Genomic DNA, 15562 nt, shown 5'->3' with positions numbered 1-15562 from the left:
TCAGATGTCGCCCTCGGTGCGGGCCGGGAGGCCCGCCTTCTGGGCGACGGGGTTCCAGTAGCCGATGAACTCGCTCTTGGCGGAGCTGGCGCGCTGGTTGACGTCGGCGACCTCGCCGTCGGACGGGCAGCCGGGCGCGCCGTCCAGGTAGCGCTGGTTCGACTCCGTCGACGCCTCCAGGGCGCGGACGAGCGCCGCCTTCATCTCCGCGCCGTTGTCGAGCGCGCTCACGTCCAGGCCGCGTGCCCTCTCCAGTTCGCCGCGGCGCGCGTCGAGGACGCGCCGCACGCCGTCGACCGGGCAGCCCTGGGTGACGACGGAGCCGAGGTCGGAGCGGGTCCCGCCCATCTCCTGCAGCAGGTCGTCGACGGCGCCGGCCTGCGCGTCGAGATCGCCGCCGGCCGCTGGGCTTTCGGACGGGGACGCGGGGTCCTGGCTCTGGCCCGTGGACGGCCCGGAGGCCGCGGGCGGCGACGACGTCGACCCGCTCGGCCAGAACACGATGCCCAGCGCCACCCCGATCAGGAGCACGACCCCCGCCGCGCCCAGGAAGTAGGGCAGCGTGCTGCGCTTCGGCGGCGCCGGAGGCTGCCAGATCGCGGGCTCGGACCACGACTCGGCCGCCCACGGCTCGGGGGACAGGTGCGTCGTGCGCTCCTCGCCGGGCGGCATGTTCAGCGTGTGCTCGGGCCGCGCCTCCCACTGGACGGGGCCCTGGCCGGCCCACGGCGGCGGCTCCGGATCCCACGGCACGGGCACCCCGCCCGGCCCGCCCTCACCCGGCCCGCTCCCGTACGGCGCACTCCCGTACGGCGCACTCCCGTACGGCGCACTCCCGTACGGTGCGCGGTGAGTGTCGCTCCGAAGGGTCGGGTCGTCCGCGTCAGGCGAGTTTCCGCCTGGGGGGTCGCTGTACTGATCGCGGTACGGGTCGTCCTGAGTGGCCGTGTCGCCGGTGTCGGACGGATTTCCGCCTGGTGGCGCGCTGCCCATCGGAGTGCCGCCGTACGGCTGATTCTGGGTGGCCGCGTCGTCCGTGTTCGGTGCCCACCCAGGTCGCGGTGGGCCGCCGTAGGGGTCGCGGAGCGTTTCGTCCTGGGTGATCGCGTCGCCCGCCCTGGCCGTGTTGTCCAGGGCGGTGGCGTCGTCCGCGCTCGGCGGAGCGAGGGGCGCGTTGCAGCGTGCGCACCTGGGAGACGACGAAGCGGACTCGGTTCCGCAGTTCGGACACCGCATGACGGCCCCCTGCCCGGTGAGTTCGAACGGTCAGAGAATACTGCGTGACCGACCGTTACACCCGTTTCCAGCTACGCTGCGGCTGATCGGTCTTCTTCGCGACCGGGTTCCACAGGACGACGAACTGCTTCTTCGCCGCCGTCGCGCGGCGCTCGGCGTCGGCGCGTCCGGGGACCTGCGCGGCGCTCGGGCGCGGCTTGCCCTTGCATTTGCGCTGGTTGGCCTGCGCCCAGTGCAGCAGTACCTGGTCGACCTGGAGCGACGCCCCGAGCGCCTGGTTCAGCGAGCCGCGCAGCCGCTCGCCGTTCGCCAGCTTGTCGACCTTGAGGCCCTGCGTGCGGCGCATCTGGTTCGTGCGGCGCTGCGCGACCGTCTGGAATCCCTGGATCGCCTGCGGCAGCGTCTTGCACTTGCCGGCCCGGCCGATCGCCCCGGCGAGGATGCGGCGGGTGTCGACGCTGTCGTTCAGGACCCCGTTCAGGATCGCGGCCTGCTGCTTCGTCTCGGGCGGGATCTGGTTCTTCTGCGCGACCTGCTTCTGGGACGCCGCCGGGGACGGGTCGCCGCCCGTCGGCGCGTCGTCCCCGGAGGGCCACGCGACGAACGCGACGGCGCCGACCGCGACCGTGACGAGCGCGGCGACGGCGGCGATCAGCGGCTTGCTCGTCCCGTTCTTGTTCTGGCCCGGCATGCCCGGCCCGCCCGGCCCGCCTGGCGGGAACTGGCCGGGCGGGTAGCCGCCGTACGCGGGATCGCCCGGCCCCATCGCGCCCATGGGCTGCATCCCAGGCCCCATCGGCCCCTGATGCATGGGGCCTTGATGCATGGGGCCTTGATGCATGGGGTCCTGGTGCATCGGGCCCTGGTACATGGGGTCCTGGTGCATGGGGCCCTGCTGCATCGTCTGCATCGGGCCCTGCCCGGTGCTCCCCATTCCGCCCATGGGCCCCATGCCGCCCATCGGGGCCGGGGCGCCCATGGGGGAGCCGGGGTCCATCCGCGTCCGGTCGAGGTCGTCGCCGAAGCCCTGGGCGCCGGGCATGGCCGGGCCCGTCCCCGCGCCGGGGGCGATCTGCGTCGCCTCCGCGTCCGGGAGGGCGGGGAACTGCGGGCCGCCGGGCGGCTGCTGCCCCCACACCTGCGTGGCGTCGGTGTCGGGCGCCTCGGGCTTGCGCGGCTGCGCGAACCACGAGTCCGGGACGATCGACTCCGTGCGGGGGGCCTGGTCGTGGAGACCGAACGGGTTCGACGCAGAGTACGGAGCGGGCTTCTCGGGGGCGGGCGGCTGCTGCCCGCCCGCCCGGGAGGGCGGCGAGGGCGGGGTGCTGAAGGCGCCGGAGTCGTCGTCGGCGTCGGGGTCGAACGCCCAGGCGGCGGTGTCGTCGGGGTCGGGGATCGGCAGCGGGGACGCGACGGCGGGCGTCGGCGCCGAGGCGGTCGCGGGCGGTTCCACGGGCAGCCGGATCGGCGGCTCGGCCGTCAGCCGGATCGGCGGCTGCGCGGGGGGTTCGGGCGCGCCCTGCGGGCCCGAGGCCCAGGACGGCGGCGCCGTCATCGTCCGTTCACCGTGGGCGTCGCCGCTGGCCATCCCCGCCGGGGCGGCCTCCGCGACCGGCGACGCCAGCGGGAGGGAGGGCGCGACCGAGTACACGTCGATCGGCGCCTCGCAGTGCGAACACTTGCCGAGCGTCCCAGGCGTGTCATTCCCGCACGTCGGACACTGCATCGCTCAGACCTCGCCTTTTAGCCGCTTGTCCACGCTTGCGATCCAGGCCCGCCGCCGGGCGGGCACCGCTCCCCACGATCCCCAGCGGGGCTCCCGACAAAAGTAGTGGGTGACGCCGTTCATGGACGCGTGGTTGGTAATCCGGCGCACCGCAGTCGGAGGTCGCACGCAATCACGACATGTCGGTACTGGTCAACATCGCCGCCGGTGGTTTACCGGGATCGCTGTGATGCTGCTCACATTGTGCACCGGTCGCGTGACGGACGTCTCCCGAACCGCCCGCCGCGCCGCGAAAGCCGCAGTCAGCGGCTAGGCTCGGAGCGGTTTCCCGGCGCATCCAGAGAAGACGGAGTCCATGAGCGATCTTCCGCTGCGTTCGCAGCTGGCCGTCGCGCTCGGTCGTACGGCCGCCAAGATGTCCCGAATGGCGGGCCGCGGGGACGGCTCGGTGATCGGCGGCAAGGTCGGCCTCCGGCTCGACCCGGAGCTGCTGACCAAGCTTGCCAAGGACCGCAAGCTCGTCCTCGTGAGCGCCACCAACGGCAAGACGACGACGACCCGGCTGATCACCTCGGCCATGACGCCGCTCGGCGAGGTCGCCACCAACGCGTTCGGCGCGAACATGCCCACCGGGCACGTGTCCGCGCTGGCGTCCGCCCCGTCCGCCCGCTACGGCGTGCTGGAGTGCGACGAGAAGTACGTCCCGATGGTCCTGAAGGGCACCGGGGCGAACCTCGTCGCGCTGATGAACCTCAGCCGCGACCAGATGGACCGCGCCGCCGAGATCTGGCTGCTGGCCGGCAAGTGGCGGCGCGCGCTGGAGGCGTCCCCGACCAGCCACGTCATCGCCAACTGCGACGACCCGCTGGTCACCTGGGGCGCGTCCACCGCCAAGAGCGTCACGTGGGTCGCCGCGGGCCAGCACTGGCGCGAGGACTCCTGGTGCTGCCCCGAGTGCGGCGGGCCCCTCGACCGGCAGGACACCGACGAGGACAGCGACTGGCGCTGCCGGCAGTGCCACTTCGCCCGCCCCCGCCCCGACTGGGCCCTGCGCGGCGACACCATCACCGCGCCGGACGGCCGGACGTACTCGCTCACGGGCCTGTCCCTGCCCGGCCGCGCGAACCGCTCGAACGCGCTGATCGCCCTCGCGGTCGTCGCGCAGTTCGGGGTGCCGCCCGAGCAGGCCCTCCCGCTGCTGTCGCAGGTCTCCTCCGTCGCCGGCCGGTACACGACGGTCGAGCACCAGGGGCGCTCGATCCGGCTGCTGCTGTCGAAGAACCCCGCCGGATGGCTGGAGGCGTTCGACGTCCTGCAGCCCGCCCCCGGCCCCGTCGCCCTGTCGGTCAACGCGCAGGGCCCCGACGGCCGCGACACGTCCTGGCTGTGGGACGTCGACTACCGCATCCTGCGGGGCCGCCCGGTGTGGGTGTCCGGTGAGCGCCGCATCGACCTCGCCGCCCGGCTGGAGGCCGCCGAGGTGTCCTTCACGCTGGTGGACGACATCGACCAGGCGGTCATGGCCGTCCCGCCCGGCCATCTGGACGTGATCGCCAACTACACCGCCTTCCAGACCATCCGAACGAGGTACGGCCGTGTCGTCTGACCGCATCAAAATCGTCTGGATCTACCCGGACCTGCTCAGCACCTACGGCGACCAGGGCAACACGATCGTCCTGGAGCGGCGCGCGGCGCTGCGCGGCATCCCCACCGAGACCGTCAGCCTCCGGTCCGACGAGCCCGTCCCCGCCGACGGCGACATCTACCTGCTCGGCGGCGGCGAGGACCGGCCGCAGATCCTCGCGGCGCAGCGGCTGCGGGGCGACGGCGGCCTCGCGCGGGCCGTCCAGTCGGGCGCGGTCGTGTTCGCGGTCTGCGCCGGCTACCAGCTCCTCGGCCACGAGTTCGGCGGCGAGGAGGGCCAGCCCGTGCCGGGCCTCGGCCTGCTCGACATCCGCTCCGGCCGCGGCGAGCAGCGCGCCGTCGGCGAGGTCGTCGGGGACGTCGCGGGAGAGCTGAACGTCCCGCGCGTCACCGGCTTCGAGAACCACCAGGGCGTCACGCGGATCGGCCCGAACGCGCGCCCGTTCGCGAAGGTGGTGCACGGCGTGGGCAACGGCGACGGCAACGGCTTCGAGGGCGCCTACAGCGGCCGCGTCCTCGGCACCTACATGCACGGCCCGGCGCTCGTCCGCAACCCCGGCCTGGCCGACCTCCTCCTCCGCTGGGCCGTCGGCATGGACATCCCGCCCCTGGACGACTCCTGGGCCGGACGCCTCCGCGAGGAACGCCTCCAAGCCGTACTGGGCTGACCCGCCCACACCGCGCTGCCCTGCCGGCGATGAGTCGATCTGCGCGGCTTGACCCACGCGCGACGTGCTGACCCGTGTGTAGTGGCAGCCTCTGCGCGGCAGGTTGGTCTGCGCGCGGCGCGCTGACCTGCCTGTCGGGTTTGGCCTACCTGCGACGCGCTGATCCGCGCGTGTGGTGGTGGCCCGCGTGTGGTGGGGTGACCTGCCTGCGGCGGGGTGCTGATCTGTGCGTGGTGTGCTGACCCGTTTGCGGTCGATCGGTGTGCGCGTGGTGGCATGGCCAGCCCGCGGGTGTTGACCCGCGCGTGGTGAGTTGGCCTGGCTGTGACGGGTTGTCTGCGCGTGGTGCCGACCTACCTGTGGTGGGTCGGTCTGTGGTGGTGGGCTGGTCTGCGCGCGATGTGCTGGCCCCCGGGCCTGTGGTGGGGTGGTCTGCGCGTGGGTGGCGTTGGGTTGGGGTGACGGGAGCCGGTTGGTTCTGGGCGGTTCGTTGCGGCAGTGGCCGGGTTCTTTCGTTGGTGCCTTTGGGTCTGGTATGGCGGGCTTTGTGCTGTCACCGTAGCGATCGTGATCTGCTGCCGGCCCTCCCGCCGGGCGCTCCTGCGCTGGAGCGCCATCGTCGCGGGCGCATCGCTCCTGCCTGCCGTGGAGGCCTCGTCCGCGCGCGCTTCGGACGACGTCCAGCCGGTGAACCTCGAACTGGTCACCGTCACGGAGACGACGGCCGTCCTGACCTGGTACACCGGCGTCCCCGGAACGGACGACGGCCTTGGTCGGATGGAGCCCGCGCCGTCCGACGCTGAGGTCCTTTACGGGACGCACCCGTCCCGCCTCACCAGCGTCGCCCACGGCTCGTCCGGCACCCCGAACCACTACGTGGAGTTGACCGGCCTGGAGCCTGGGCGCACCTATTACTACAGAGCCCGCTCCAGAGGACGGGGCGCCGCTCCCACATGGCTGGCCGCAGGTCAGACACCCCATGTCGTTTGATGTCAAGCGGCATGGAGGTGTGCGTGGTGCGACCAGGCGGTCGCTTCGTCGTAGAGGGTGCGGGTCTTGAGGCATCCGTGGAGGATGCCGACGAGGCGGTTGCCGAGCTGGCGCAGGGCGGGGTTGTAGCCGGTCTCGCGGGCGCGCTGTTTGTCGTAGTAGCGGCGGGCGCCGGGCGAGGCGCGCAGGGCTGAGAACGCCTGGGTCTGCAGCGCGTCGGCGAGGCGGTTGTTGCGGACGTAGCGGGCCTGGACGGTGTGGCTCTTGCCGGAGGCCCGGGTGATGGGGCTGGTGCCGGCGTAGTTCTTGCGGGCTTTGGCGGATGCGTAGCGGGTGGGGTCGTCTCCGAACTCGGCGAGCACCCGGGCGCCGGTGATCTCCGCGATGCCGGGCATCGAGAGGTAGATCTCAGCGTCCGGGTGCGTTCGAAAATGGGCCTTCACCTGCTCCTCCATTGCGGCTATCTGCTCGTTCAGCGCGATGATCAGATGGGCGTGGGCGGTGGCGGTGGCCGCGTAAGCGGCGGTGACCGGCTCGGGCAGGCCGAGCTGCCGTTGGCGCAGCGCGGTCTGGATCGTGGCCGCTTTGGCGTCCCGGTTGCGTCGGCGGGCGCGGGCCAGGACGGCCGTGATCTGGGTGCGGGTCAGCTTCGCCCCGGCTGCCGGGGCGGGCGCCTTGATCAGCAGTTCCAGTGCGTCCGTGCTGGTCAGGGCCAGGTCGGCGTAGGCGTTCAGGGCAGCGGGGAAGTACTCCCGCAGCGTGCTGCGCAGCCGCTGGAAGGCGCGGGTGCGTTCCCAGATCAGGGTCTGGTGGGCGCGGGCGACGACCTTGACGGCCTGGGCCTGGGCGCTGTCCCCGGCCACCGGCCGCAGTTGGGCCCGGTCGATGCGGACCATGTCGGCCAGCGCGTGTGCGTCGCCCTTGTCGCTTTTGGCGCCGGAGGAGGCGTACCGCTCCTTGAACCGGGCCACCTGCCGGGGATTGATCGCATAGACCTGGTAACCGGAGGCGATCAGGGCCTGCACCCATGAGCCGCGGTCGGTCTCGATCCCGACCACGACCTCGGCGGCATCAAGGTCCCCACCGCCGTGCTCGGCGACGAGCTCGTGCAGCTTGGCGATCCCCTCCACGCCCTCGGACAACCTCGCGGCGGCCAGTTTCCGGCCGGTCTCGTCCTGGACCTCGACATCGTGGTGGTCTTCGGCCCAGTCATCGCCGATCAGCAGCACTCGTCCTCCTGGTCAGGTACTTCGCTCCTTGCAGCCTGCGGAAAGCGCGGCACGCGGCCTAATGGATCCAGTGCTCACACCCCACTGGGCGGGCACGCCACCCCATCAGCGGTCTGGCCTCCCGGCCGACCAGCAGGGGCACGGTCTGACCTCAGAAGTCGGACGGCTTCCGGCGGCGGGAGTGCTCACCTGCTGGCGGCTACGGCTACCGAGTCTCTACGACCCGGCAGCTCCCATTAGGCGGCGGGCACCCCTTACGGAGACGTCTTCGCTTTCACGACTCCGCAACCGCCTCCGGGGCGCCACCTTTTCTCCGTCGCCCTTTGCAACGACCTTCACCTGGGCGAGACCGTGGCCGGGCTGGTCGGCCAGCTTCCCTGGATCAAAGGCATCGAGCAGGTGCCCGGCCATCCGCCCTATCCCGAGGTGATGGCGAAGGCTCTCGTCGCCGATGCTCGGGCCAGGGGCGCGCAATACCTTCTCGCCGCCGGGGACGTGTCGAGCGAGGCCGCCCCCGCCGACCTCGCGAACGCCAAGGGCATACTCGACACCTTCGGAACCCTGGGCGACGACTATCTGATAGCCCGGGGCAATCACGACCGGGCGCATTCCGGGGAGCCTTACGGCGGATGCAGTCCAGGCGAGCACCAGGGGAACGACTGCTTCAAGGACGCCTTCTCAACGTCCGGCCAGACCTACTTCTCGCACGACCTGCGGGGACTGCGCGTCATCGGGCTCGACACCTACGACAAGCCCGGCGACGGCGGTGACTCCGGGGGACTCTCGGCGGAGCAGCACGCCTGGTTCGAAGCGGAGCTGAAGAAGGACCCGGAGCGCCCCACCCTCGTCTTCGGCCACCACCCGCTCTTCACGGAGAACGACCCGCTCGCCATGACCGGGGCCCATTCGCTCGACGCGGGCCAGTCACTGCGAATCCTCACGTCCTATAACCGGACGCCCGGCGTCTTCCTCCACCACGCGGGCCACACGCACCGCAACCAGCGTTCCGTCTTCCCGCTCGCGCCCCAGGTCGTCCAGCAGGAGGTCGGGGCGGTCAAGGAGTATCCGGGCGGATTCACGCTTCTGCGCGTCCACAGCGGCGGGTACGCGCTCAACTTCTACAAGACCCGCGGTGACGAAGCCCGCGCCTGGAGCGAGCGAAGCCGCCAGGAACTCTCCGGGCAATGGCCTCAGCTTTCCCTCGGCAACCGCCCCACCGACCGCAACGCGGTCGTGGCCCGCGACCTCTCCGGCCTCACATAACCGTCCGAGCATCGCGGCGGAACGCCTCGTTGAGGCTCGTCGGTCTTGGGGGTGCGGTAGTCGTGGTCGTGAGTGGGATCTTTCGGGTCTTAGGCGATGGTTCGGGTGCCGAGGCGGAACGCTTCGGTGAAGGTCCGTTCGCCCAGGGCGGTGGTGACGGCGGACGTGATGCGGTCGACGTCGCCGCGTTCGGCGGGTGGGAGCGGCGCGTTCACGCTCCGGCGGGCCGCGTCCGCCTCGCCGAGCAGCCCGGCGGCGCGCTCGGCGTCCCCGGCGAGCGCCGCCGCGCCCGCCAGCCCCTCCAGGGACAGGGCGAGCGCGCGCGGCTCGCCGATCGACCGGGCGATCTCCATGCCCCGGGTGTGGTGCGCGAGGGAGCCCGCGGCGTCCCCGGCCAGCTCGGCGGTGAAGCCGAGCTCCGCCTGGAGCAGGTGCTCCCCGATCTCGGACGAGTCGTACTCGTCCCGGATGCGGTGCAGGATCTCCCGCGCCGCGCCGAGATCGCCCGAGCGGCGCGCGCCGAGCGCGAGGCCCATCAGCGCGTGCGTCTCGCTGAACCGGTGGCCCTGCTCGACGGCCATCACCCGCGCCCGTTCGTGCAGGTCGCGCGCCCGGTCCCAGTCGCGCGCGAGCAGCGCCAGGCGGCCGAGGCCCGACAGCCGCGCGGACACCTCCGCGCGAAGGCCGAGCTCCTCGGCGATCCGCAGCCCCTCGCGCTGGAGCCGCTCCGCCGCCGCGTAGTCGCCGTTGATCTCGGCGAGCATCGCGAGCGGCGACACGGGCTGGAGCCGCCCCCAGCGGTCGCCCAGCCCGGTGAACAGGGCGGCGGCGCGCTCGCCCGCGTCCGCGATCACGTCGAGGCGGCCCCGGTCGAGCGCGAGCGTCGCGCGCAGGCCGAGCGTGGCGGCGGTGCCCCAGTGGTCGCCCGCCTCCTGGAACAGGCGCAGCGCCTGCTCGTTGGCGCGCTCGCTCGCGTCCATGATCCCGGCGTGGTAGAGCCCGTGCGCGTAGAGCCAGAGGGCGCGGCCGCGTCGCACGGGGTCCGGGATGCCGTCCCCGCCGTCCCCGCCGTGGCCGGCGTGGGCCGTCCGGTCGCCGGTCAGCAGCGCGAAGGCTGCCCGCAACAGGCGCAACTCGGCCGCCTCCGGGGCCGCGTCCAGCACCGCCGACAGCGTGCGGCGGGCCTCGTGCAGGCGGCCGCGCAGCAGCCACCACCAGCACAGCGCCGTGCCGAGGCGCACCGCCTCCGCCGCGCCGGGACGCCGCAGCGCCTCCTCCAGCGCGGCGCGCAGGTTCGCCGAGTCGGCGTCGAGACGGTCGAGCCAGACCTGCTGCCCGGGCCCGCGGAGGTGCGGTTCGGCGCGTTCGGCGAGGCCGAGGTGGTGGCGCAGGTGCCGGTCGCGGGCGCCGTCGAGGTCGCCCGCCTCGCGCAGGCGCTCCAGCGCGTACGCGGCCACGGACTCCAGGAGCCGGTAGCGGGGACCGCGCGGGCCGTCCACCACCACGACCAGCGACCGGTCGACCAGCCGGGTGAGCAGGTCGAGGACCTCCTCCGCGCGGACGCCGCCGCCCGCGCAGACGGCCTCCGCCGCGTCCAGGCCGCAGCCGTCCACGTGCACGGCGAGCCTGCGCAGCACGGCGCGCTCGGACGGGCCGAGCGGCTCCCAGCTCCAGTCGATCATGCCTCGCAGCGTCCGCTGCCGGGCCGGCGCGCCGCGCGGCCCGGTGGTGAGGACGCCGAACCGGTCGGTGAGGCGTTGCGCGAGTTCCCGGACGCCGAGGGCGCGGACCCGGGTCGCCGCCAGTTCCAGCGCGAGCGGGACGCCGTCGAGGCGGCGGCAGATCTCCGCGACCGCCGCCCGGTCGGCGTCCAGCGAGAAGCCGGGGGCGGACGCGGCGGCGCGGTCGGCGAACAGCCGCACGGCGTCGTCCTCCTGGAGCGGCTCGACCAGGTACACGCTCTCGCCGGTCAGGCCGAGCGGTTCGCGGCTGGTGGCGAGGATCCGCAGGCCCGCCGCGGTGCGCAGCAGCAGCACCGCCAGTTCCGCGGCCGCGTCGACCACCTGCTCGCAGTTGTCGAGGACGAGCAGCAGCCGCCTGCCGCCGAGGGCCGCCGCCAGCCGCTGCGCGCTTCCGCGTCCTCTGCCGGATGCCCCGGCGGCCGGGACGCCCGGCGGCACGTCGTCGCGGAGTCCGAGGACGGCCGAGATCTCCTGCGCCAGCCCGGCCGCGTCGCCGCGCAGACCGGCGAGTTCGACGAGCCAGACGCCGTCGGGGAAGGCGCCCTCGGCCGGCCGCGCGGCGGCTTCGAGCGCGAGCCGCGTCTTGCCGACGCCGCCCGGGCCGGTCAGCGTCACGAGGCGCGCCGGGCCGGCGACGAGCCGCCGGACGTCGTCCAGGCAGCGGTCCCGGCCGACCAGTTCGGTGAGGGGGACGGGCAGGTTCGAACGCGCCGCCGGTTCCGGCGGGGCGAGCGACGGGTCCTGCCGCAGGACCGCCTCGTGCAGCGCGGCCAGTTCGGGGCTCGGGTCGAGGCCGAGCCCGTCCGCCAGCAACTTCCGCAACTCGGCGTACGCGTCGAGCGCCTCGTGCTGCCGCCCCGCCCGGTACAGCGCACGCATCTGCACGGCCCGCAACCGCTCCCGCAGCGGGTGGCGGGCCACCAGGCCGGCGAGCTCCCCGGCGAGCAGGAGGTGCTCGCCGGCGTCGAGCCGGGCCTCGGCGTGCTCCTCCAGGACGGCCAGGCGCTGGTCGGCGAGGCGGTCCGCCGCCGCGCGCGCGAACTCCTCGTCCGCGAAGTCGGCGAACGCCGCGCCGCGCCACAGGCCGAGCGCCTCGGTCAGCAGCGCGGCGCGCTCCCGCGGATCGTCCGGCGTGCGGGCCCGCGCCGCCAGCGCGCGGAACCGGTCGGCGTCCACCTCGTCGCCGGGCCCGTCGAGGCGGAGCCGGTACCCGTGCGCCTCGCGGACCACGCGGTCGCGGCCGAGGGCGCGGCGCAGCTGGGAGACCTTGGCCTGGAGCGCGTTCGCCGGGTTGCCGGGCAGGTCGTCGCCCCACAGGTCGTGGACGAGCCGGTCGGCCGAGACGGTCCGCCCCTCGTGCACCAGCAGGTCGGCGAGCAGCGCCCGGACCTTCGCCTCCGGGATCCGGACGGGCGTCCCCTCGCCGTCCCGCACGACCAGCGGGCCCAGCACGCCAAACCGCATGCCAGCACGGTACTCGGCGGCCGCCCGCTGACCGTCAGCGGACCGTCAGCGCGTCCGAAGCGCCGCCCGGCACAGTCGGGGCATGCGAACCGCGGAGACGACGACCGCCCCGGACGAGAGGTCCGACCGAGGGCTGCCCCTGCCGGCGCTGCTGGCGCTGGCGACGGCGGTCTTCATCACGAGCCTGACCGAGACGCTGCCCGCCGGGCTGCTGCCCGCGATGAGCGCGAGCCTGGACGCGAGCGAGTCCGCGACCGGGCAGACCGTGACGATCTACGCGATCGGGACGGCGTTGACCGCCGTTCCGCTGACGGCGGCCACCGCCGGATGGCGGCGCCGCCGCCTCCTGCTGACGACCGTCGCCGGGTTCGCGGTGGCCAACACCGTCACCGCCCTGTCGACCCACTACGCGCTGACCATGGCGGCCCGGTTCGCCGCCGGGGTCGCGGCGGGCCTCGCCTGGGCGCTGCTGGCCGGGTACGCCCGCCGCCTGGTGCCCCCGCACCTGGAGGGACGGGCCATCGCCGTCGCCATGGCAGGGATCCCGCTCGCGCTCTCCCTCGGCGTCCCCGCCGGGACGTTCCTCGGCGCGGCACTGGGCTGGCAGGCGGCCTTCCTGACCATGACCGGGCTGACCGTCGTCCTGCTCGGCTGGATCACCGCGTCCGTCCCGGACTTCCCCGGCCGCCGCGCGGGGGAGCGGACGGGCGGCGGGAGCGTCCTGCGCGTCCCCGGGGTGGCGGCCGTGCTCCTCGTGACGCTCGTCTTCGTCCTCGCCCACACGATCCTCTACACCTACATCGCCGCGATCCTCGACGGGCTCGGCATGGGCTCGTCCACCGACCTCGTCCTGCTGGCCTTCGGGGCGGCGTCCCTGGCCGGCATCTGGGTGGTCGGCGCGCACATCCACCGCCGCCTGCGCGCCCTCATGATCGCCGGGACGCTGCTCGTCGCCGCCGCGGCCGCCGTCCTCGCGCTGTGGGCGGACGCCCCCGCCCTCGTCTACGCCGCCGTGGTGCTGTGGGGCCTCGGCTGGGGCGGCGCGCCCACCCTGCTCCAGACCGCCGCCGGCGACGCGGGCGGGGACGCGGGCGGGGACGCGGCCGACGCGGCGCAGGCCATGCTCGTCACCCTCTGGAACGTCGCCATGGCCGGCGGCGGGATCGCCGGAGGCGTCCTGCTGCACCTGCTCGGCTCCACCTCGCTCGCCTGGAGCACCCTCGCGCTCCTCGCGCCGGTCCTCGCGATCGTCCTGATCGCCCGGACCCACGCCTTCCCGCCGCACCGCTGATCTCTCGCACCACCGCTGATCTCTCGCACCACCGAAAGGACACGGCAATGGAGACCGCTCTTCTCGAACCGGCCCGTCTCGGCGGACTCGTCCTGCCGAACCGCCTGGTCATGGCCCCGATGACCCGCAACCGCGCGGACGCCTCAGGCGTCGCGACCGACCTGATGGCGACCTACTACGCCCAGCGCGCCACCGCCGGACTGATCGTCGCCGAGGCCGCCACCCCCAACGCGGTCGGCCGGACGTACCCGAACATCCCCGCGATCCACGCCCCCGCCCATGTGGCCGGATGGCGGCGCGTCACCGGCGCCGTCCACGACGCGGGCGGCCGCATGTTCCTCCAGCTCCAGCACGGCGGACGGGTCGGGCACCCCGACAACAGCGGCCTGCACCCGGTGGCGCCGTCGCCCGTCCCGCTCCCGGACACGATCCACACCCCGTCCGGGGCGCGGCCCGCCGTCGTCCCCCGGGAGATGACCGCCGCCGACCTCCGCTCCACCGTCGCCGACTTCGCGGCCGCCGCCCGCAACGCCGTCGACGCGGGCTTCGCCGGAGTGGAGGTGCACTCGGCGAACGGCTACCTGCTGCACCAGTTCCTGTCCCGCGCCACCAACCGCCGCACCGACGCCTACGGCGGCCCGGCCGAGGCGCGCATCCGGTTCACGGTCGAGGTGACCCGCGCCGTCGCCGACGCCATCGGCCCGGACCGCGTCGGCGTCCGGATCTCGCCCGGGGTCACCGCCAACGCCATGCACGAGGACGACCGGGACGACGTCTACCCGGCCCTCGTCCGGGCGCTGGCGGAGATCGCCCCCGCCTACCTGCACGTGGTCTACGCCGACCCCGACAGCGCCCTCTTCCACACGATCCGCCGCGTGTGGCCCGGAACGCTGATCGCCAACCCGGTGCTGCCCGACGTCACCACCGAGCACGTCACCCGGGAGGCCGGCCGCCTCGTCGCCGCGGGCGCCGACCTCATCGCCCTCGGCCGCCCGTTCCTGGCGAATCCCGACCTCGTCGAGCGGCTCCGCGCCGACGCGCCGCTGAACCCCGTCCGGGAGCAGCACCTCATGTACACGGGCGCAGCGACGGGCTACACCGACTATCCGACGATGGATCTCGTCGCGCCGCGATGAGTTCCCGGGTCGTCCCCGGTCATCTCCTCCGACCGCTGTCACCGAAGGAGATGACCATGGACCTTCCCCAGGGCGACGTGCGCCTGCTCGAAACCGGCGTCGCCAAGCGCCTGCTCGACTCCGCGATCCCGGCCCGCCTCGCCTTCACGGCCGTCGACGGGACGCCCCGCATCATGTCGTCCTGGTTCACCTGGACCGGCGAGGAACTGGTGATGGCGACCCACGTCCACTGCCCGCCGATGGGCATCCTGCGCCCGGCCGCCCGCATCCGCGCGCTGCACGAGCGTCCCGACGTCGCCGTCAGCATCGACACCGACGCGCAGCCCCCGGAGGTCCTCCTCCTGCGCGGCCGCGTCTCGATCACCGAGGTGGACGGCATGGTGCCCGAGCAGGCCCAGGCGGCGCGCCGCTTCCTGGGGGAGGAGGGCGGCGCGGGCTACGTGGCCGGCGCCGACCACCCCGAGACCCGCATGGCCCGCATCGCCCTGCGCCCCACCTGGGTCGGCGTCATCGACTTCCAGACCCGCCTCCCCGGCGTCATGACGCACTGAGACACGGATCAGGCGGGCCTTCGGCGGCGCGGGAGTCGAGGTAGGGGGCCAGCTCCCTGGCGACGGTGCGGAGCGGGCGGACGCTCTGCTCGGCCCTGGCCAGGAGGATGGCGCCTTCCAGGGAACTGACCATCAGGGTCGCCAGGGCGGTCGCCCTGCGGGGCGGGACGCCCATGGCGGCCAGCTCGCGGGCGATCGGCTGCCGCCAGGCGCCGAACGCCGCCGCGGCGGCCGCCCGGGTGGACGCGACGGAGTCGGCGCAGTCGACCGTGGCGGCGGCGACGGGGCAGCCGCGGTCGAACCCCGCCGCCTCGAACTCGTCGGTCCACTGGCGGACCATCGCGGCGAAGAGCCTGCCCGGCGTGGGGCGCGTCATGGCCGCCATGGAACGGGCGATCCGGTCGCTCGCGTAGCGCCCGGCCCACTCGACCGCCTCGTTGACCAGCTGTTCCTTGCCTCCGGGGAAGTAGTGCTGCAACGAGCCGCGCGGCGCCCCGGCGTGGTCGGCGACCTCGCGCAGGCCGGTCGCGGTGACGCCGTCGCGGCGGATGAGCTGCGCCGCGCTGAAGACCATCCGCTCCCGTGGGCCCCGTTCGCCGGTCGCCAAGGTCGTCGCCTCCGC

At 73.9% G+C, this 15562-nt stretch carries 12 protein-coding genes; 7 read left to right on the top strand and 5 right to left on the bottom strand.

The window, feature by feature from the left end:
* The gene (locus ACQEU6_RS23820; RefSeq protein WP_499335086.1) at nucleotides 1–753 is read right to left on the bottom strand and encodes a hypothetical protein; all 753 of its coding nucleotides are present in this window, start codon (nucleotides 751–753) and stop codon (nucleotides 1–3) included.
* 538 nt (nucleotides 754–1291) lie between these two features.
* Nucleotides 1292–2962, bottom strand: a complete 1671-nt coding sequence (locus ACQEU6_RS23815) for a hypothetical protein (RefSeq protein WP_499335084.1) — start codon at nucleotides 2960–2962, stop codon at nucleotides 1292–1294.
* Nucleotides 2963–3317: 355 nt separating this feature from the next.
* Here ACQEU6_RS23815 and ACQEU6_RS23810 point away from each other — a divergent pair, with 355 nt between their 5' ends.
* From ACQEU6_RS23810 to ACQEU6_RS23800, 3 genes are all read left to right on the top strand, one after another.
* Nucleotides 3318–4568, top strand: a complete 1251-nt coding sequence (locus tag ACQEU6_RS23810; protein WP_499335083.1) for a Mur ligase family protein — start codon at nucleotides 3318–3320, stop codon at nucleotides 4566–4568.
* Nucleotides 4558–5274: a type 1 glutamine amidotransferase gene (locus tag ACQEU6_RS23805; RefSeq protein ID WP_499335081.1), complete on the top strand. Its 717-nt coding sequence runs from the start codon at nucleotides 4558–4560 to the stop codon at nucleotides 5272–5274. The genes ACQEU6_RS23810 and ACQEU6_RS23805 overlap by 11 nt, the downstream gene beginning before the upstream one ends.
* 567 nt (nucleotides 5275–5841) lie before the next feature.
* Nucleotides 5842–6264 (top strand): fibronectin type III domain-containing protein, encoded by a 423-nt coding sequence (locus tag ACQEU6_RS23800; protein WP_499335079.1) that lies wholly within the window; start codon nucleotides 5842–5844, stop codon nucleotides 6262–6264.
* 2 nt (nucleotides 6265–6266) lie between these two features.
* Here ACQEU6_RS23800 and ACQEU6_RS23795 read toward each other — a convergent pair whose 3' ends face one another.
* Nucleotides 6267–7493 carry an IS110 family RNA-guided transposase gene (locus tag ACQEU6_RS23795; protein ID WP_499329217.1) on the bottom strand — a complete coding sequence of 409 codons (1227 nt, stop codon included), beginning with the start codon at nucleotides 7491–7493 and terminating at the stop codon, nucleotides 6267–6269.
* Between the two features lie 351 nt (nucleotides 7494–7844).
* On the opposite strand from ACQEU6_RS23795, the gene ACQEU6_RS23790 reads away from it, so the two are divergent.
* Complete coding sequence (locus tag ACQEU6_RS23790) at nucleotides 7845–8756, top strand: metallophosphoesterase family protein (protein ID WP_499335077.1); 912 nt, start codon at nucleotides 7845–7847, stop codon at nucleotides 8754–8756.
* A gap of 89 nt (nucleotides 8757–8845) precedes the next feature.
* Here the strand turns inward: ACQEU6_RS23790 and ACQEU6_RS23785 are convergent, their stop codons facing one another.
* Nucleotides 8846–11962: an AfsR/SARP family transcriptional regulator gene (locus ACQEU6_RS23785; protein ID WP_499335076.1), complete on the bottom strand. Its 3117-nt coding sequence runs from the start codon at nucleotides 11960–11962 to the stop codon at nucleotides 8846–8848.
* A gap of 82 nt (nucleotides 11963–12044) precedes the next feature.
* Here ACQEU6_RS23785 and ACQEU6_RS23780 point away from each other — a divergent pair, with 82 nt between their 5' ends.
* Genes ACQEU6_RS23780 through ACQEU6_RS23770 form a run of 3 tightly spaced genes read left to right on the top strand, consistent with a single transcriptional unit; the run spans nucleotide 12045 to nucleotide 14940 of the window.
* The gene (locus ACQEU6_RS23780) at nucleotides 12045–13253 is read left to right on the top strand and encodes an MFS transporter (protein ID WP_499335074.1); all 1209 of its coding nucleotides are present in this window, start codon (nucleotides 12045–12047) and stop codon (nucleotides 13251–13253) included.
* 47 nt (nucleotides 13254–13300) lie between these two features.
* Complete coding sequence (locus ACQEU6_RS23775; RefSeq protein ID WP_499335073.1) at nucleotides 13301–14389, top strand: alkene reductase; 1089 nt, start codon at nucleotides 13301–13303, stop codon at nucleotides 14387–14389.
* Between the two features lie 56 nt (nucleotides 14390–14445).
* Nucleotides 14446–14940: a pyridoxamine 5'-phosphate oxidase family protein gene (locus tag ACQEU6_RS23770; protein WP_499335071.1), complete on the top strand. Its 495-nt coding sequence runs from the start codon at nucleotides 14446–14448 to the stop codon at nucleotides 14938–14940.
* Here ACQEU6_RS23770 and ACQEU6_RS23765 read toward each other — a convergent pair.
* Nucleotides 14927–15514: a TetR/AcrR family transcriptional regulator gene (locus tag ACQEU6_RS23765; protein WP_499335069.1), complete on the bottom strand. Its 588-nt coding sequence runs from the start codon at nucleotides 15512–15514 to the stop codon at nucleotides 14927–14929. The genes ACQEU6_RS23770 and ACQEU6_RS23765 overlap by 14 nt on opposite strands.
* Between the last annotated feature and the right edge of the window lie 48 nt (nucleotides 15515–15562).

Origin of the sequence: Spirillospora sp. CA-108201, from assembly GCF_050936235.1 — a bacterium.
Taxonomy (GTDB): Bacteria; Actinomycetota; Actinomycetes; order Streptosporangiales; family Streptosporangiaceae; genus Spirillospora.
Note: the sequence above shows the minus strand (reverse complement) of the source record. Positions and strands in the feature narration are given on the sequence as shown.